Source organism: Stutzerimonas tarimensis (assembly GCF_042648805.1).
GTDB classification, from domain to species: Bacteria; Pseudomonadota; Gammaproteobacteria; order Pseudomonadales; family Pseudomonadaceae; genus Azomonas; species Azomonas tarimensis.
The window spans coordinates 119,368-134,937 of the sequence record NZ_JBHRXZ010000016.1; the positions used below are offsets into that span (position 1 = coordinate 119,368).

Consider the following 15,570-nt stretch of genomic DNA (forward strand, 5'->3'; position numbering starts at 1 on the left):
TGTCCGACCGCCCCGCCAGGGCGGTCTATCCGCGCAAGCGTTTGCGCATCTCGTCGGTAATCACCTGCTCGACCGCGTTTATGCCTTTCCAGGGATCATCGTCGCCAAGTTCGTCCAGGCGCTCGTGCAGATTGCGGATGGTCCACAGGTTCGCGGCCGTGGTGTCAGCCAGTTCGTCCCGAAAGATCGGCACGGACACCGGCAGGCCCTCACGGGCGCGTGGCGAATAGGCGTTGATGGTGCTCGCGCCCTGCCCGTTGCGCAGGTAGTCGATGAAGATCTTGCCGATCCGGTTCTTCGGCCCGCTCACCGCGGAAAAATGCTGTGGCAGCAACTTGGCCATGTGGCTGGCAATCGCCTTGCTGAACGCCTTCACTTCCGCCCAGCCCTGCACGGGTTTCAGCGGTACGACGATATGGAACCCCTTGCCCCCGCTGGTCTTGAGATAGCTCTCCAGCCCCAGCTCATCAAGCAGCGTCAGGGACAGCTGGGTGGCCTCCAGCATACGCCGCCAGGGCAGCGCCGGGTCGGGGTCCAGGTCGAGTACGAAGCGGTCCGGACGATCCAGCGCAGGCGCCACGCCATTCCACGCATGCAGCTCCAGGGTGCCCATCTGCGCCGCGCCCACCAGCGCCTCGGTGGACTCGATGGTCATCAGTCCCGCGTGCCGAGGGTAGAGGCTGCGGTCGAGCTGGGTAATGTGTGGAATGCCGAGCTTGTCGGCGTGCTTCTGGAAGAACAACTCGCCCTCGACCCCGTCCGGCGCACGCACCAGGGCCAGCGGGCGATTGTGCAGGTGCGGCAGGATCCACGGGGCGATGGCGGCGAAATAGCGAGCCAGCTCCAGCTTGGTGACCCCGCTGCGCGGGTCGACGACGCGCTCCGGATGGCTGATGCGTACCTTGGCCAGCGCCTCCTGCGCAGGCCCGGTGGCACTTGCTGGCCGGGCCCGTTCATGGGTGATGGACTCGGCCGGCTTGTCGGCGCGCAGCCCATAGAACACCGCGTGGCGGACCACGCCCTGGCGGGTGATCTCGGCGAACGCGACCTCGCCGATCAGCTGCGGCTCCAGCCAGTGCGCCCCTCGTGCCTCGGCACCGGTGGGCGGATTGATGACCGGGCTCTCGGCAATCTTCAGCGGCTGCATGCGTTCATGAACGCTGGCAAGCGTTGCCTGAGTGAAGCCCGTGCCAACCTTTCCGGCGTAGCGCAACTGCCCCTGCTCGTCGTGCAGGCCCAGCAGCAGTGCTCCGAAACCGCTGCGCATACCCTTGGGCTCGGTGTAGCCGACGATCACGAACTCCTGGCGGTTCTGGCACTTGATCTTGACCCAGCTGCTGCTGCGACGAGACTCGTAGCGGCTGCCGACACGCTTGGCGATCAGCCCTTCGAGCTTCATCTGACAAGCGCTGTCAAGCAGGCTGTCGGGGTGCTCGGAAAAGTCTTCGGAATAGCGCAGCAAGGGCGTTTCGGCAGCATCGAGCAGCATCCTCAGCGCGTTGCGTCGGTCTTCCAGCGGCGCCTCCCGAAGATCCATGCCATTCAGGTAGGGCACATCGAAGAGATAGAACAGAATGCTGCCGCTACGACCGTTCTCGAAGGCATTCTGCAAGGCCTGAAAATCCGGCTTGCCGTCCTCGTCGAGGACGACCACTTCCCCGTCAAGCCACGCCGATTCCAACCCCAGCCCCGCCAGGGCTTCGGCCTGCTCCGGCATCCTGGCCGTCCAGTCATGGCCGCTACGGGTCAACAGGCGTACCTCGCCGGCCTCGATGCGCGCGAGAATGCGATACCCGTCGAATTTGATCTCGTAACGCCAATCGCCAGCCGGGGTCGACTCCACCAGTGTGGCCAACTGCGGCTTGAGAGTTTCCGGCAACTCGGCGGCGCGAGCGCCCCTCAGGTCTGTCGACTCCTGGGGCGTGCGGCGCCGGGCCGGGGTCTTCAGCGGTTGCTCGGCTGCAGCCTTGCTGGCCGTACCGCGCTGACGGGGAACCAGGCTGCGGTCGCTGAGGACGCTGTCGGGCTGCTCGATGACGATGTCATAGTCGCGCTCACTCCGGGCTGCCTGATCGTTCGACTTGATCAGAAACCACTGTTCCTTCTTGCCCGACATGCCAGTGCGCACGAGATTCCAGTCACCCGCGAGCTTCTCGCCTTCGAGGGTGAATTTGAGTTTCCCTTTGCGATAACCCTCAGCCGGATCACCCTGGGGTATCCAGACTCCGCGGTCCCAGACGATCACTTCGCCGGCACCATAATGCCCAGGGGGGATGCGGCCTTCGAAGGTGGCGTATTCCAGCGGATGGTCCTCCACCTGCACGGCCAGGCGCCGAGACTTGGGATCAAGAGAGGGACCCTTGGGAATCGCCCAGCTTTTCAGCGTGCCGGCGAGCTCGAGACGGAAGTCGTAATGCAGCCGCGTGGCGTCGTGTTTCTGGATGCAGAACTGCAAGCCGTGCGCGGCCACCTTTCGGCGGCGCGGGGCAGCCTTCCCTCCAGGCTCGGGCGTGGCGTTGAAATCCCGCTTGCGGTTGTATTCTTCCAGAGCCATGCCTGACCTCTCTGCCACCTGAGTTGGCGAACGGACCATCCCGTTTGGATACCGCTACGCCGCCCGGGGTTCTGCCACCGGTCGCCTGGGGTTAAGCCGATGAAAGGCAGGCTTCGCGCCCGAACTCCATCAGCGTCTCGTCTCTCTATCAGCATGTGATGCCTCAACCCTGGAGACGAAATCATGGCTACTAAACATCGCGGTGGAAGTGGAAATTTTGCGGAAGATCCCCAACGTGCAGCCGAAGCGGGCCGCAAGGGAGGCCAGGTAAGCGGCGGTAATTTCAAGAACGACCCTCAGAAGGCCGCCGAAGCCGGTCGCAAGGGCGGTGCCAATAGCCGCCGTGGTAGCCGTTCGGAGTAGGAGCGGCCGGAGAGTCAGGGGGCGGCAGCAATGCCGCTCCCTATCCCCACCGACGCATTACTCGGTAGTGCCAGGTGAGGTGGCGTCGTCATGGGGGCCGCCGGGTGACGAAAAGCGATCCGTATCGTTACGCTCGGTCGACCAGCTAGTACCCTCATCCCCGCTGGGCGCGGTTTCGACCGGATACCCTTCTTCAGTACGAACCCGGCCCTGCGAATCGGTGTAGGTGTCGAGTTCTTCCATATGGGTGGGATTGCCGCTCGGGCTCGGATAGGCGCCCCGACGTTCTTCGGGTGTTCCCGCCGGCCATTGGGCAAGCGCGGATGTCGCGAACACGCCGCTGATCAACAACGTAAACAAGCTGCTCTTTTTCATTGGAATCCCTCAAGCGTTTAAGGAAATGCCGGCCCGTTGGGTCCTAAGCCGAGCCGGCGGGAGTTCTAACCGAGCGAACCGCCTCCAGACGACGAACGGCCCGAGCCAGGAACCCTGTGAAATCAAGATCTTCCGCTGGGTGACTGAAACGTCGAAGCGCCCCGGGTTTACACGCTGGCGGGGCCTGCTAGGGTGGATAAGGACGGCACTCCTGCCGACGCCGTCTGGCATTCGGCAAGCGACCAGGCTGCCGGACCCCTGCACATCGATCGTGCAGCATCCGCACCTCATCTGTCCGGAGGTTCCCATGGGCACTCGTCTCCCCCCGTCGAAAATAGAAGCCATTCTTCGTGATCACCTGCACCCCTATCGTTGCGAATGTCAGCCCCAGCTCGACAATTCGCTCAGTGTCCGGCTCTACCGGGAGGCCGGTGATATGGATGAACTCACGGCGATCGGCATCAGCCCTGAGCAATGCCGGGACGCGGCGAATCTGGTACGGCTGGCTCAGGAGTTACGAATCGAACTCCACGCCACCAGCGGTTCGCTGTTCGACGAACCCCATCGTGAAGAGCCTACCCACTCGACCGTTCCGCCAGTTGACGCTAGCCATTCCGCCTGAGTAGCCGAGCCAGAACGTTATGGCCATAACTGTCACAGTGATCTTCCTGGCTGTGTCCGAATCGCTCCCAGGCTTTTTCATGAAAGAAAAACACCACGGTATTGCACAAGGGTTCGATCAGCGCTACCGCTCCGCCGAGCGCCCAACTTCCGGTCAATGCATAAACGACCAGAAACGCGGTAAGAAAATGAAGAACGGCAAAGGTCAGGGTCTTGACTAGGGACTTTTTCTTCATGGGCTTCCCACCGCGGCCGGGTTTGCCGGCAGAAGTTTCCTGAATGAAACAGCTGCCGGCGCAGGTTGTTAACGCTTCGCTTCAGCATCCGGAATGGATTCACGCGTCAGGAATTGCTGAGTGACTTTTGGCATGTAGTCGCTCAACCATTCGGCCATGGCAATTTCTTCTTTCAAGATACTTTCGCAGGTGCTGCGAGTTTCACTGTCACCGATTACTTCAGCCGCGGCGATGAGGATCTTGTAGGAAGCAATTTCCAGATTTTCAAATACATAGCTGGCCTGGACACCCTTGACCACTTCATCGCCGACAAACATGCCGCCCATCGCCTGGCCGAAGGCGGTGACTTTCGCGCCCATATCCTTGATGCCCGAATAAGAAGCGTCATAGCGCTTGAGACACTCCTCCACGAGCCTTGCCTGATTTTGGGTTTCGGTGATGTGCTGCTCAATGCGAGCGGTAAGCTCAGGGTAGTGTTCGATGCGATCGAGCTGCTTCTTCAACATCGTTTCCGCCTGGACTTCCATGGCATGCGCGTCCCGCAGCCAATCCACCATGTGCTTTTTCACATCATCAGGCTTGAGTCCGGTGTCATTGTATTGAGCCATGAGTATTTCCTCTATTTAGTGCGGTTACCTGGGAGGGTCTCGACGACCTCTTGTTATGTCCGAGGTGAGTTCCAGATAGGAGTTCCCCCTTCCCCGACTGGCTGCAGGTTTCAGATTTTTGCGTCACTCGCCGGCAGGGCGTTGAACCTAGATCAAGGGTGATCGGTCACTTTGAGCTGTTCCCGAAGCCTGAGGCCCGACTCATGGAAATACCCGCGGCGTTGCTGGAATGGCAGAACTACATTGCAGATCCAGCCATCCGCACGCTGGTGGTGGCAATGGTGGTAGTGCTGGTGCTGTCGCTGTCCAGCCGGGTCCTGACAAGCACGATGCTGCGACTCGGGCGAGGCTTCGTAGTCACTCGTGAAATGGCGCTGCAGGTGCACAAGCCCATACGGGTGCTGCTGCCGCTGATGGGGCTGCAGGCAGTCTGGGCAGCCGCGCCGGCCAATCTGGCGCTGGTCCCCCTGGCCCGCCAGCTGACCACGCTACTGATGATCGGCGTGTTCACCTGGCTGGCGTTGCGCATGCTCCGCGGCGTCGAGCAGGTCATCCTGCTGAACAATCCGGTCAACGTGACGGACAATCTGCGCGCTCGTCGTATCCAGACCCAGACGCGAGTCCTGCTGCGCACCCTGAGCCTGTTCGTCATCACGGTCGGCGCCTCGGCGATTCTCATGACCTTCCCGGCCGCCCGCCAGTTCGGCACCAGCCTGCTCGCTTCAGCCGGCCTGGCCGGCCTGGCTGTCGGCTTTGCTGCACGACCGGTGTTGGGCAATATCATTGCCGGCGTGCAGATCGCCATCACCCAGCCCATTCGACTGGACGACGTGGTGATCGTGGAAAACGAATGGGGGCGGGTCGAAGAGATCACTGGCACCTATGTGATCGTGCGGATCTGGGATGAGCGTCGGCTGGTTGTGCCGCTGCAATACTTCATCGAAACGCCCTTCCAGAACTGGACCCGCAGCACCGCCAACCTGATCGGCTCCGTGTTTGTCTGGGTCGACTATTCATTGCCGCTGGAGCCGCTGCGAGAAGAGCTGCGGCGTCTCTGTGAAGAAGTGCCGGAGCTGTGGAATGGCGAGGTGTGCGTGCTCCAGGTGACAGATACCAGCGAAAAATCCATGCAGCTACGCGCCCTGGTCAGCTCCAGAGACTCTTCCTCCAACTGGGACCTGCGCTGCCATATCCGGGAAAACCTCATCGGCTTCATTCAGCGGCAGTACCCACACGCTCTGCCCCAATTGAGGGCAGATATGAATGTCGGGCAGAAGCACGAGATTGATCTCACCCAGCCACTGCCCAACGAACCTGAGCGCCAACCACCGGTTTGACCGGATTAACACAGGTGCGACCTGTTGTCGCACCCCTCAGCCCAGCGGGCGCTGTACGGTTAGCTCGGCATAGCGTGCCATCAGTTGTTCCAGCCCATACCGCGCAGCCTGCTTGCGAATGGCCACTCGATCCCCCTCGAACTGGACTGTCTCGCTGACCACCCGTGTCCCGTCGTTTCCTGCCAGCGCATAGGCATAGCACTGGGTGCCACTGGCATCCTCTGCAGAATCGTCTGCAACGCCCGTGTTTGACACGGCAAGGCGAGCGCCGGTAACCCTCAATGCGCCGATCGCCATCTCCCTAGCTACCTCCTCACTGGTCAGACCAAAGCGCTCGACCGTTTCTCGATTGACGCCAATCAGCCGATATTTGGCCTCCTCGTCATAAACAACGAAGCCACCATAAAGCACCGCGCCGCACCCAGGAATGTCCCCCAGCAACGAGGCCATTAACCCGCAGGTGCAGGATTCGGCGGTAACCAGGCTAAGCTCGCGCGCCTTCAGGAGCGCAATCAATTGATCCAGACCCTGCATCGTTACATTCTCCCCACTATGCTGGAAAAGCCGACCAGCGCTTTTCTTTCCGAGGCAGCGCTGATTGGCAAAGTTCCTGCTGTGACTTTTTTAGCGGGCTGCGAGAACTAAATAACTTTGGCTTGGTCAACTATGGCGGGGAAGTGCGTCTGCCCTACCCAGAACAATTCAAATTATCTATGTCTAGCGTGCGTCAGACTCCTGCACGGCCGTTCGGTGCGCGCGGGAAATTTGCTCGGAATACGGTATCGGCCTTCAGGCAGCCGGCCATTAGGGAGAAATTCGATGAGTAATGCTGCTGTGAATGCCTTGGCTTTGAATACCCTGCAACGCACCTTCGTACCGCGGTCTACCCGCCCCATCCTGAAAGTCAGCAGCACGCAGGACAGCAAGAAAAAAGTGCTGTTCGTCACTCCCGAATTTGCCGATCTGATCAAGACAGGTGGACTTGGCGACGTTTCGGCTGCCCTTCCCCGCGCCCTGGGCAAGCGTCACGATGTCCGCCTGCTCATCCCCGGCTACGCCCAGGTGATGAACAGCGGCCACCCTATCCGCATGGTGGGCCGAGTCGAGGCGGATGCCGGCATGCCGGCCTGCCGCATCGGGCGGATGGACATGCCCGATGGCCTGATCGTCTATGTACTGGTTTGCCCGGAACTGTACGAACGTGACGGGGGCCCCTATGGTGACCCGCACGGTCGAGACTGGCCGGACAATCCGGTGCGCTTCGCCCGCCTGAGCCTGGCGGCGGCTGATATCGCCGCCGGTCACGCCGCCATCAGCTGGATCCCTGAGCTCCTGCACGCACACGACTGGCCCGCCGGCCTGGTGCCCGCCTACGCCCGCTGGCGTGGGCTTTCGACCCCCAGCGTGTTCACCATCCACAATCTTGGCTACCAGGGCCTGATCGACATGAGTCTGCGGCATACGCTGGCGATTCCTGATTCGGCCTGCCACATGGAAGAAATGGAGTTCTATGGCCAGCTGTCGCTGCTGAAGGCGGGGATCGCCTACGCTGATCATGTCACCACCGTCAGCGCCAACTATGCCCATGAAATCACCACGCCCGAATTCGGCTACGGGCTCGATGGTTTCCTCCGGGTCAAGGCCCGCAAGGGTCTCCTGAGCGGCATCGTCAACGGCATCGACGACAGCTGGGTGCCGCGCAGCGACCCTCACCTGATTGCCGGGTTCGATCGCAACGACCTGTCGGGCAAAGCGGTCAATGCCGCGTATGTCCGCGATTTGTTCGGCCTGGAGCCGTCCAGCGGTCCGCTGTTCGCCGTGGTCTCGCGCCTCGTCCATCAGAAAGGCATCGATCTGACCCTGGGCGTCGCCGAGACCATCGTCGAGCATGGCGGGCAGATCGCGATCATCGGTTGTGGTGAAGAGCACATCGAACAGGCGGTGCACGATCTGGCCGCTCGCTTCCCCGGCCAGGTCGGTGCCCATGTCGGCTTCTGTGAGAACGAAGCCCGCCGCATGTATGCCGGCAGTGACTTCCTGCTCATGCCGTCGCGCTACGAGCCCTGCGGGCTGAGCCAGATGTACGCGCTGCGCTACGGCTCGCTGCCCGTCGCCCGACGCACAGGGGGGCTGGCCGATACGGTGGAGGATGGTCTGACCGGTTTTCTCTTCGACGAGCCTTCCGTCGCGAGCTACCGCAAGGCCGTGCTGCGGGCCATCAACGTCTACCGCTACCCCGACCTGCTCAATGCGATGAGAACTCGTGCAATGGCAACCGAATTCTTTTGGGCGCAATCGATCGAACCATACGACCAGCTCTATCACTCCTTGCTTCTTCAGCGGCAGGTGATAGCCCATATCGTATGACGAGGACTCTTGATGCCTAAGCAATCCGCGCCCACTGGGCGACACGGCGCCGTTCCACTTGGAGGAGGAAAGGCTCGTTTCACTCTCTGGGCACCGGATGCTGAACGTGTCGAACTGCAGCTCATCGACGGCCCGACGCTGCCCATGGTTGCCGATGCCGATGGCTGGTGCAGCTTGGAAATCGACTGTGAACCCGGCACCCGTTATCGCTACCTGATCAACGGTGATCTGGCGGTCCCGGACCCCGCCTCCCGGGCACAGGATGGTGACATCACCGGGCCGAGCATTCTCGTTGACCATAGCCGCCATGTCTGGCGCAACACCGACTGGAAAGGTCGCCCGTGGGAAGAAACCGTGCTTTACGAGGTCCATGTGGCGGCCTGCGGCGGCTACCGCGGACTGGAACGGCGACTGGCGGAACTGGCGGAACTGGGCATCACCGCGATCGAGCTGATGCCGCTGGCGGAGTTCCCGGGTGACCGGAACTGGGGATACGACGGCGTGCTGTGTTACGCCCCGGAGGCCAGCTACGGCTCGCCTGAAGACCTCAAGCACTTCATCGATGCGGCCCACGGCCATGGCCTGATGGTGTTCCTGGACGTCGTCTACAACCACTTCGGTCCCGACGGCAACTACCTGCACAGTTATGCCCAGCACTTCTTCAATCATGATGAACAGACGCCCTGGGGCGACGCCATCGAGTTTTATCGACCCGAGGTCCGCGATTTCTTCATCGACAATGCCATCATGTGGCTGAACGACTACCGATTCGATGGGCTCCGACTCGATGCGGTACATGCCATCATCGACCAGAGCTTTCTCACCGAGCTTGCCGAGCGTGTGCGGGGCGCGGTCGACCCCGAGCGGCATGTCCATCTGGTGCTGGAAAATGAAGCAAACCGTTCCACCCTGCTCGAGCAGGGCTTCACCGCCCAGTGGAACGACGACGGCCATAATGTGCTGCACGTACTGCTCACTGATGAACGCCAGGGTTACTACGCTGACTACCATGCAGACGCCAGCAGCAAGCTGGTGCGCTTTCTCGGTGAAGGCTTCGTCTATCAAGGCCAGCAGAACCGCAAGGGCCACGCCCGGGGCGAACCCAGCGGCCACCTGTCGCCGACCGCCTTCGTGCTGTTTCTGCAGAACCACGACCAGATCGGCAACCGCGCCTTCGGCGATCGCCTGACTACCCTGGCTGATCCCGACGCCCTGCGCGCCGCAACGGTGACGCTGTTGCTCTCGCCCATGATCCCGTTGCTGTTCACCGGCGAGGAGTGGGGGTCACGGCAACCTTTCCTGTTCTTTACCAGCCACCACGGCGAACTGGCCGACGCCGTGCGTGAAGGCCGCCGCGGCGAATTCGCCGAGTTCGCCGAGTTCGCCGATCCGCAGCTGCGCGAGCGCATCCCCGATCCCAATGCCCTGTCCACCTTCGACGATTCGCGTCCCGACGTCACCAGCCAGCAGGAGCCCGGCCACCGCGAATGGCTGTCGCTCTACCGTGAGCTGCTGGCCCTGCGCCACCGAGAGGTCATTCCGCGGCTCAAGGGCTCGCGCTTTCTCGAAGCTCGCTCACTTGGTCAGGGCGCTGCGCTGGCGCGCTGGACCCTGGGTGATGGCAGCGTGCTGAGATTGGCCCTGAATCTAGGTGATGAAGCGCTCGCACTCCCCTCCTCGGCCCCGGCGCGGAGGCTGTTCGCCAGCCGCGAATTGAGAGGGGACGATCTGTTGCCCGCGCGAACCGCGCTGGTCTATCTGGAGAATGAAAATGTCGGATGAGCGTCTCGCACACCTGGCCGAGGCCGCTGGCCTTGCGATTGACTGGGTAGACGCCAATGCGCGGCCGCAACGTGTCACTCCCGAAGTACTCCGCGCGGTTCTCGCCGGCCTCGGGATGCCGGCCGACAGCGAGAGCGACATCAGCGCCAGCCTGCACAAGCTGCACGAGGACGAAGGCGATGGGGCACCGCCGCCCCTGATCACGCTCGATCAGTACAAGCCCGCAAGCCTGCCGGGCACCTTCGCACCTGGTACTCGCTTTCGCCTGGTGCGTGAAGACGGCCACCAGCATGACGGCCAATTGGACGACCAGGGGCAACTTCCGGCGATCGACCAGGTGGGTTATCACCGGCTGGAGATCGGCGAGGCCCAGATCACTCTGGCGGTGGCACCGAGCGCCTGCCCGAGCGTCGCGGCGCGCACCGGCAACACCTGGGGGTTGACCGTCCAGCTGTACGGCCTGCGCCGTCAGGGCGATGGCGGCCTGGGCGATACCGAGGCACTGGAAGGGCTGGCCCGACATGCCGCAATGCATGGCGCCGACGCACTGGCCATCAGTCCGGTGCACGCGATGTTCCAGGCCTACCCGGAACAGTACAGCCCCTACTCGCCGTCCAGCCGGTTGTTTCATAACGTCCTCTATAGCGCGCCCGGAAGCATTCTCGGTGAGCGCCCGCTGCGTCAGGCGATCGAGGCCAGCGGCCTTGCCAGTGAACTGGCACGCCTGGAATCGCTCGATCTGATCGACTGGCCAGTCGTTACCGAAACCCGTCATCGCTTGCTCCGCGAGCTCTATCGCGAGTTCAACCATGGCGGGCATCCGCTGCGCGCCGATTTCGACAGTTTTCGCCAGGCCGGTGGCGAAGCACTGGAGAACCATTGCCGTTTCGAAGCGCTGCATGGCCAGTTGCGCGCCCCCAACGGACGCCCCCAGCACTGGCGCGACTGGCCCGACCACTATCGTGATCCCGCGCACGCCGCCGTGTCCCGTTTCGCCCAGGACAACGCCGAGGAAGTGGGTTACCACGCCTTTGGCCAGTGGCTTGTCGCCCGCGGGCTGGAGCGTGCGCAAACGGCCGCACGCAGCGCCGGCATGCGTATTGGCCTGGTGGCCGACCTGGCCGTCGGCGCCGACGGCGGCGGCAGCCAGGCCTGGAGCCGCCAGGCCGAACTGCTTGCCTCGCTCAGCGTCGGTGCGCCGCCGGATATCCTCAACGGCCATGGCCAGAGCTGGGGCATATCGGCGTTTTCGCCCAACGGGCTGCGCGACAACGGATTCCGCGCCTTCATCGAGATGCTGCGCTGCAATCTCACCCACGCCGGCGGCATGCGCATCGACCACGTGATGGGCCTGCAGCGCTTGTGGGTGATGCCCGTGGGTGCCGGGCCCGACCAGGGCGCCTACCTCAACTATCCGCTCAAGGACATGTTGCGACTGTTGTGTCTCGAGGCGCACCGCCACGACGCGATCATTCTCGGCGAAGACCTGGGCACCATTCCCGACGGTCTGCGCGAAGAACTGGCGCAGCGCAATATTCTTGGCATGAGGGTCCAGTTGTTCGAGGGTCATGAAGGCCGCTTGCCGCCGCCCCATGATTGGTCGAAGACCGCCCTGGCGACCACGTCCACCCACGACGTCCCTACCCTCGCCGGCTGGTGGGAAGGCCACGACATCGACTGGCGCATCAAGGTTGGCATGGAGCCGGAAGGCCAGCGCGCCGAATCCCTGCGCCAGCGCGAGCATGAACGCAGCCGGATGGACGACTCGCTGCGCGCGGCGCTTGGCAAGGACGACCATCCGCTGGACACCCAGGAAGCACTCGATGCCAGCGTGCGTTTCCTTGGCAGCACGCCGGCGCCGCTGGTCCTGCTGCAGGTCGAGGATGCCCTGGGCCTGCGCGAGCAGGCCAACATGCCGGGCATCACCGAGATCCATCCGAACTGGCAGCGACGCTATCCCGGCGAAAGCACAAGCCTGCTGGACAAACCGGAACCAGCGCGCCGGCTGGCGCTACTGGCCGATGCGCGGCGCCAGTCGCCGGGAGCCAGCCCTGAATGAAAGCCCTTACCTCCACGCTTCGCCTGCAGTTTCACCGTGATTTCACCCTCAACGACGCAGCGGCCCTGGTGCCCTACTTTGCCCGCCTTGGCATCAGCCATGTGTACGCCTCGCCACTGCTCACCGCTCGGCCTGGCTCCATGCACGGCTACGACGTCATCGACCCGACCCGCATCAACCCAGAACTGGGCGGCGAGACGGCGTTGAGAGCCTTCATAGACACTCTGCATGAGCACGGGATGGGGTTGATCCTCGACATTGTCTCAAACCACATGGCCGTGGGCGGGCGCGGTAACGCCTGGTGGCTCGACGTGCTCGAATGGGGCCAACGCAGCCCCTATGCAAAATTCTTCGACATCGAATGGCACTCGCCCGACCCGCTGCTTGAAGGCCTGTTGCTCGTGCCGGTCCTGGGGGTCGACTACGGTGAGGCGCTGCTCGACGGGCAGATCAAGATCAAGCTTGAGGTTGACCACGGCCAGCTGTACGCCGAGTACTACGAGCATTGCTTCCCGCTCACCCCGCCCAGTTACGGCGAGCTCCTGCGCGGCGCCGACGAGCCTCGGCTGCGCACCCTCGCCCAGCATTTCGATGCGCTGCGCACCGAGCCTGCACCCTACACCACGGCGGTACAGCTGCGCTCCGAACTGGCGACCCTGCTGAAAGACCCCGAGGTCTGCGCCGCGCTCGGAACATCCCTGCAGACCTACGACTCCACCACCGAGGAGGGTTTCCGCCGCCTGCACAACCTGCTGGAGCGCCAGCATTACCGTGTCGCGAGCTGGCGCACCGCTGCCGACGACATCAATTGGAGACGCTTCTTCGACATCAACGAGCTTGGCGGTCTGCGCGTCGAGCGCCCGGCGGTGTTCGAAGAGACCCATGCCAAGGTCTTCGAACTGATCAGAGAAGGGCTGGTGGACGGCCTGCGTATCGACCACGTCGACGGCCTGGCCAATCCGCGCGGTTATTGCCGGCGCCTGCGCCGTCGAGTCGACCGGCTGGTAGCCTCGCGCAGTGGCGAAACGCACCTGCCGATCTATGTCGAGAAGATCCTCGGCGCTGGCGAGCAGTTGCGGGGCGACTGGGGTGTGGATGGCACCACTGGCTACGAGTTCATGAACCAGGTTTCGCTGCTGCAGCACGATCCGGCAGGCGAATCGGTGCTTTCGCAACTCTGGAGCGAAACCACCGAGCGCACCACCGATTTTCTCGAGGAAGCACGCCAGGCTCGCCAATTGGTCCTCACGGGGCCGCTCGCCGGTGACTTCGAGACCGTGGCACAAGCCCTGCTCGTGGTCGCGCGCAGCGACCTCATGACCCGCGATATCACCCTCGGGGCGATCCGCCGGGCCTTGCTTGAGCTGATCGTCCATTTTCCGGTGTATCGAACCTATGTCAGCGCCTGCGGGCGTTCGGCGGAAGACGAGCCCTTCTTTCAGCAGGCGCTCGAAGGCGCTCGCAACAGTCTCAATGAGGGTGAGTGGCCGCTGCTCGAACACCTCTCTCGCTGGCTCGGCGGCGAAAACCTGCACGACGTGCCCCGGGGCGCCGCGCGCAAGGCCCGCCGCTACGCCTGCACTCGTTTCCAGCAACTCACCTCGCCGGCCGCGGCCAAGGCGGTGGAAGACACCGCCTGCTACCGCTCCGCAGTCATGTTGTCACGCAACGATGTGGGTTTCGATCCACAGCTGTTCAGCGAGCCGCCCGCTAACTTTCACGCCGCTTGCCAGGCGCGGGCGCAGCGCTTTCCGCGCAACCTACTGACTACCGCGACCCATGACCATAAGCGTGGCGAAGACACCCGCGCGCGGATGGCGGTGATCAGCGAGCGCGCCGAGTGGTTCGCTGAAGCCGTGCGACGCTGGCGCGATGAGGCCGCGCCCCTGCGTCAGGAGCTGGCTGATGGCCCGGCGCCCAGTGCCGCCGACGAGTTGATCCTGATCCAGACGCTGCTTGGCAGCTGGCCGCTCGACCTTGCGCCCGACGATAGCTCGGGAATGAAGGAGTACTGCGAGCGCATCCTCAAATGGCAGGAAAAGGCGCTTCGCGAGGCCAAGCTCCGGACATCCTGGACCGATCCCAACGAAGCCTACGAGAGCGCCTGCCGCGCCTACACCGAGGCGCTGTTGATCACAGAGGAGGCGAAATCCCTGCGCCTGGAAATCGCCGCGGCAGCCGACCACATCGCTCCCGCCGGAGCACTCAACAGCCTGGTTCAGACGCTGCTACGACTGACCACACCGGGGATTCCGGACCTGTATCAGGGCGCCGAATTCTGGGATTTCAGCCTGGTCGACCCGGACAACCGCCGCCCGGTGGATTTTGCCTCCCGCGACCACGCGCTGGATGAGGCGGACGATGTCACTGAGCTGATCGCCCGCTGGCACGATGGCCGGATCAAGCAGTGGATCATCTCCCGCACTCTCGCGTTTCGTCAGGCCTGCCCGGCACTGTTTACCGCCGGAAGTTATGTGCCTCTCGAAGTCGAAGGCGACCAGGCCGAGCGCGTACTGGCCTTCGCCCGCGAGCACGCCGGCGACTGGCTAGTAGTGGTTGTCGCCCGGCTTGGCGCGCCCTTGCTGGGCGACGCGACAACCCCGACCATCAACCCGGCGCGCTGGGGCAATACCCGAATTCGCATGCCTCAAGCCCTCGACGGGCGCGCACTGACCCCATTGTTCGGCGGAATCGAATGCGTTTCCGAACAAGCCAGCCTGGGCATGGCGCTGGCATTGGAAAGCCTGCCTCTGGCCATTTTTCATACAACAGCCTATCAATCAGGAGATTCAAGACCATGAGCGTAAATGAGCAACGCATCCGGGAACTGGCCTATCAGATCTGGGAGTCGGAAGGTTGCCCGCACGGTGAGGACGACCGCCATTGGGAAATGGCGTGCAGGCTGGCCGAGGCAGAACAGGGAACCGCAACACCCATTAGCGAACCAATCGAGAAGGCCGCCAGTCGAACCCGCAAGGTAATGCCCAAGCCCGGCGAGACGACTACCCTGGAAGACTCCCTGGGCACTCCCCTGGACAGCGGTACGAGTTCCGTCTTGGAAATGGCTGAAGCCCCTGTAGTGAAGCCGGCCAAGCCCCGTGCCAGCCGCACCCGTACCACCGCGGCAGCCCCGAAGGCACCAACCGATGCTGAAGCGGGAACCCCCGAAACCATCAAGAAAACCCGAGCCCCGCGCGCCAGCAAGAAAAAGGAGATATGACACAGGGATGCGTCGCGAACCGCGCTGCATTTTTCAATCGACGGAGAT

Annotated in this window: 12 protein-coding genes and 1 pseudogene; 8 read left to right on the forward strand and 5 right to left on the reverse strand. The window is 63.0% G+C overall.

Annotation, left to right across the window (positions count from 1 at the left end):
- Window positions 1-25: 25 nt before the first annotated feature.
- On the reverse strand, window positions 26-2,554 hold the full coding sequence (ligD, locus tag ACFOMF_RS05920) for a DNA ligase D (protein ID WP_386362238.1): 2,529 nt from the start codon (window positions 2,552-2,554) through the stop codon (window positions 26-28).
- A gap of 207 nt (window positions 2,555-2,761) precedes the next feature.
- Here ligD and ACFOMF_RS05925 point away from each other — a divergent pair.
- A pseudogene (locus ACFOMF_RS05925) lies at window positions 2,762-2,893 on the forward strand (general stress protein); the annotation flags it as partial.
- Window positions 2,894-2,974: 81 nt separating this feature from the next.
- Here ACFOMF_RS05925 and ACFOMF_RS05930 read toward each other — a convergent pair.
- Window positions 2,975-3,292, reverse strand: a complete 318-nt coding sequence (locus ACFOMF_RS05930; RefSeq protein WP_386362241.1) for a hypothetical protein — start codon at window positions 3,290-3,292, stop codon at window positions 2,975-2,977.
- Window positions 3,293-3,599: 307 nt separating this feature from the next.
- Here ACFOMF_RS05930 and ACFOMF_RS05935 point away from each other — a divergent pair, with 307 nt between their 5' ends.
- Complete coding sequence (locus ACFOMF_RS05935) at window positions 3,600-3,914, forward strand: DUF1652 domain-containing protein (protein WP_386362243.1); 315 nt, start codon at window positions 3,600-3,602, stop codon at window positions 3,912-3,914.
- Here the strand turns inward: ACFOMF_RS05935 and ACFOMF_RS05940 are convergent.
- Both ACFOMF_RS05940 and ACFOMF_RS05945 read right to left on the reverse strand, forming a co-directional pair.
- Window positions 3,898-4,149 (reverse strand): DUF2061 domain-containing protein, encoded by a 252-nt coding sequence (locus ACFOMF_RS05940; protein ID WP_386362246.1) that lies wholly within the window; start codon window positions 4,147-4,149, stop codon window positions 3,898-3,900. The two genes, ACFOMF_RS05935 and ACFOMF_RS05940, sit on opposite strands and share 17 nt — an antisense overlap.
- Window positions 4,150-4,217: 68 nt before the next feature.
- Entirely contained in the window at window positions 4,218-4,757 is a 540-nt protein-coding gene (locus ACFOMF_RS05945; protein ID WP_386362248.1) for a ferritin-like domain-containing protein, read from the reverse strand.
- A 224-nt stretch (window positions 4,758-4,981) separates the two neighbouring features.
- Here ACFOMF_RS05945 and ACFOMF_RS05950 point away from each other — a divergent pair, with 224 nt between their 5' ends.
- Entirely contained in the window at window positions 4,982-6,094 is a 1,113-nt protein-coding gene (locus ACFOMF_RS05950; protein ID WP_386362729.1) for a mechanosensitive ion channel family protein, read from the forward strand.
- 36 nt (window positions 6,095-6,130) lie between these two features.
- Here ACFOMF_RS05950 and ACFOMF_RS05955 read toward each other — a convergent pair whose 3' ends face one another.
- Entirely contained in the window at window positions 6,131-6,628 is a 498-nt protein-coding gene (locus tag ACFOMF_RS05955) for a CinA family protein (RefSeq protein WP_386362250.1), read from the reverse strand.
- A 285-nt stretch (window positions 6,629-6,913) separates the two neighbouring features.
- Here ACFOMF_RS05955 and glgA point away from each other — a divergent pair, with 285 nt between their 5' ends.
- From glgA to ACFOMF_RS05980, 5 genes are read left to right on the forward strand one after another with little or no spacing between them, the layout of a single operon-like run.
- The gene (glgA, locus tag ACFOMF_RS05960; protein WP_386362253.1) at window positions 6,914-8,461 is read left to right on the forward strand and encodes a glycogen synthase GlgA; all 1,548 of its coding nucleotides are present in this window, start codon (window positions 6,914-6,916) and stop codon (window positions 8,459-8,461) included.
- A gap of 12 nt (window positions 8,462-8,473) precedes the next feature.
- Entirely contained in the window at window positions 8,474-10,243 is a 1,770-nt protein-coding gene (treZ, locus tag ACFOMF_RS05965; RefSeq protein WP_386362256.1) for a malto-oligosyltrehalose trehalohydrolase, read from the forward strand.
- Window positions 10,233-12,302: a 4-alpha-glucanotransferase gene (malQ, locus tag ACFOMF_RS05970; protein WP_386362259.1), complete on the forward strand. Its 2,070-nt coding sequence runs from the start codon at window positions 10,233-10,235 to the stop codon at window positions 12,300-12,302. The genes treZ and malQ overlap by 11 nt, the downstream gene beginning before the upstream one ends.
- Window positions 12,299-15,103 carry a malto-oligosyltrehalose synthase gene (locus tag ACFOMF_RS05975; RefSeq protein ID WP_386362262.1) on the forward strand — a complete coding sequence of 935 codons (2,805 nt, stop codon included), beginning with the start codon at window positions 12,299-12,301 and terminating at the stop codon, window positions 15,101-15,103. The genes malQ and ACFOMF_RS05975 overlap by 4 nt, the downstream gene beginning before the upstream one ends.
- Window positions 15,100-15,522, forward strand: coding sequence for a DUF2934 domain-containing protein (locus ACFOMF_RS05980; RefSeq protein ID WP_386362264.1), 423 nt, complete (start codon window positions 15,100-15,102; stop codon window positions 15,520-15,522). Before ACFOMF_RS05975 ends, ACFOMF_RS05980 begins: the two co-directional genes overlap by 4 nt.
- The last annotated feature ends 48 nt before the right edge of the window (window positions 15,523-15,570 follow it).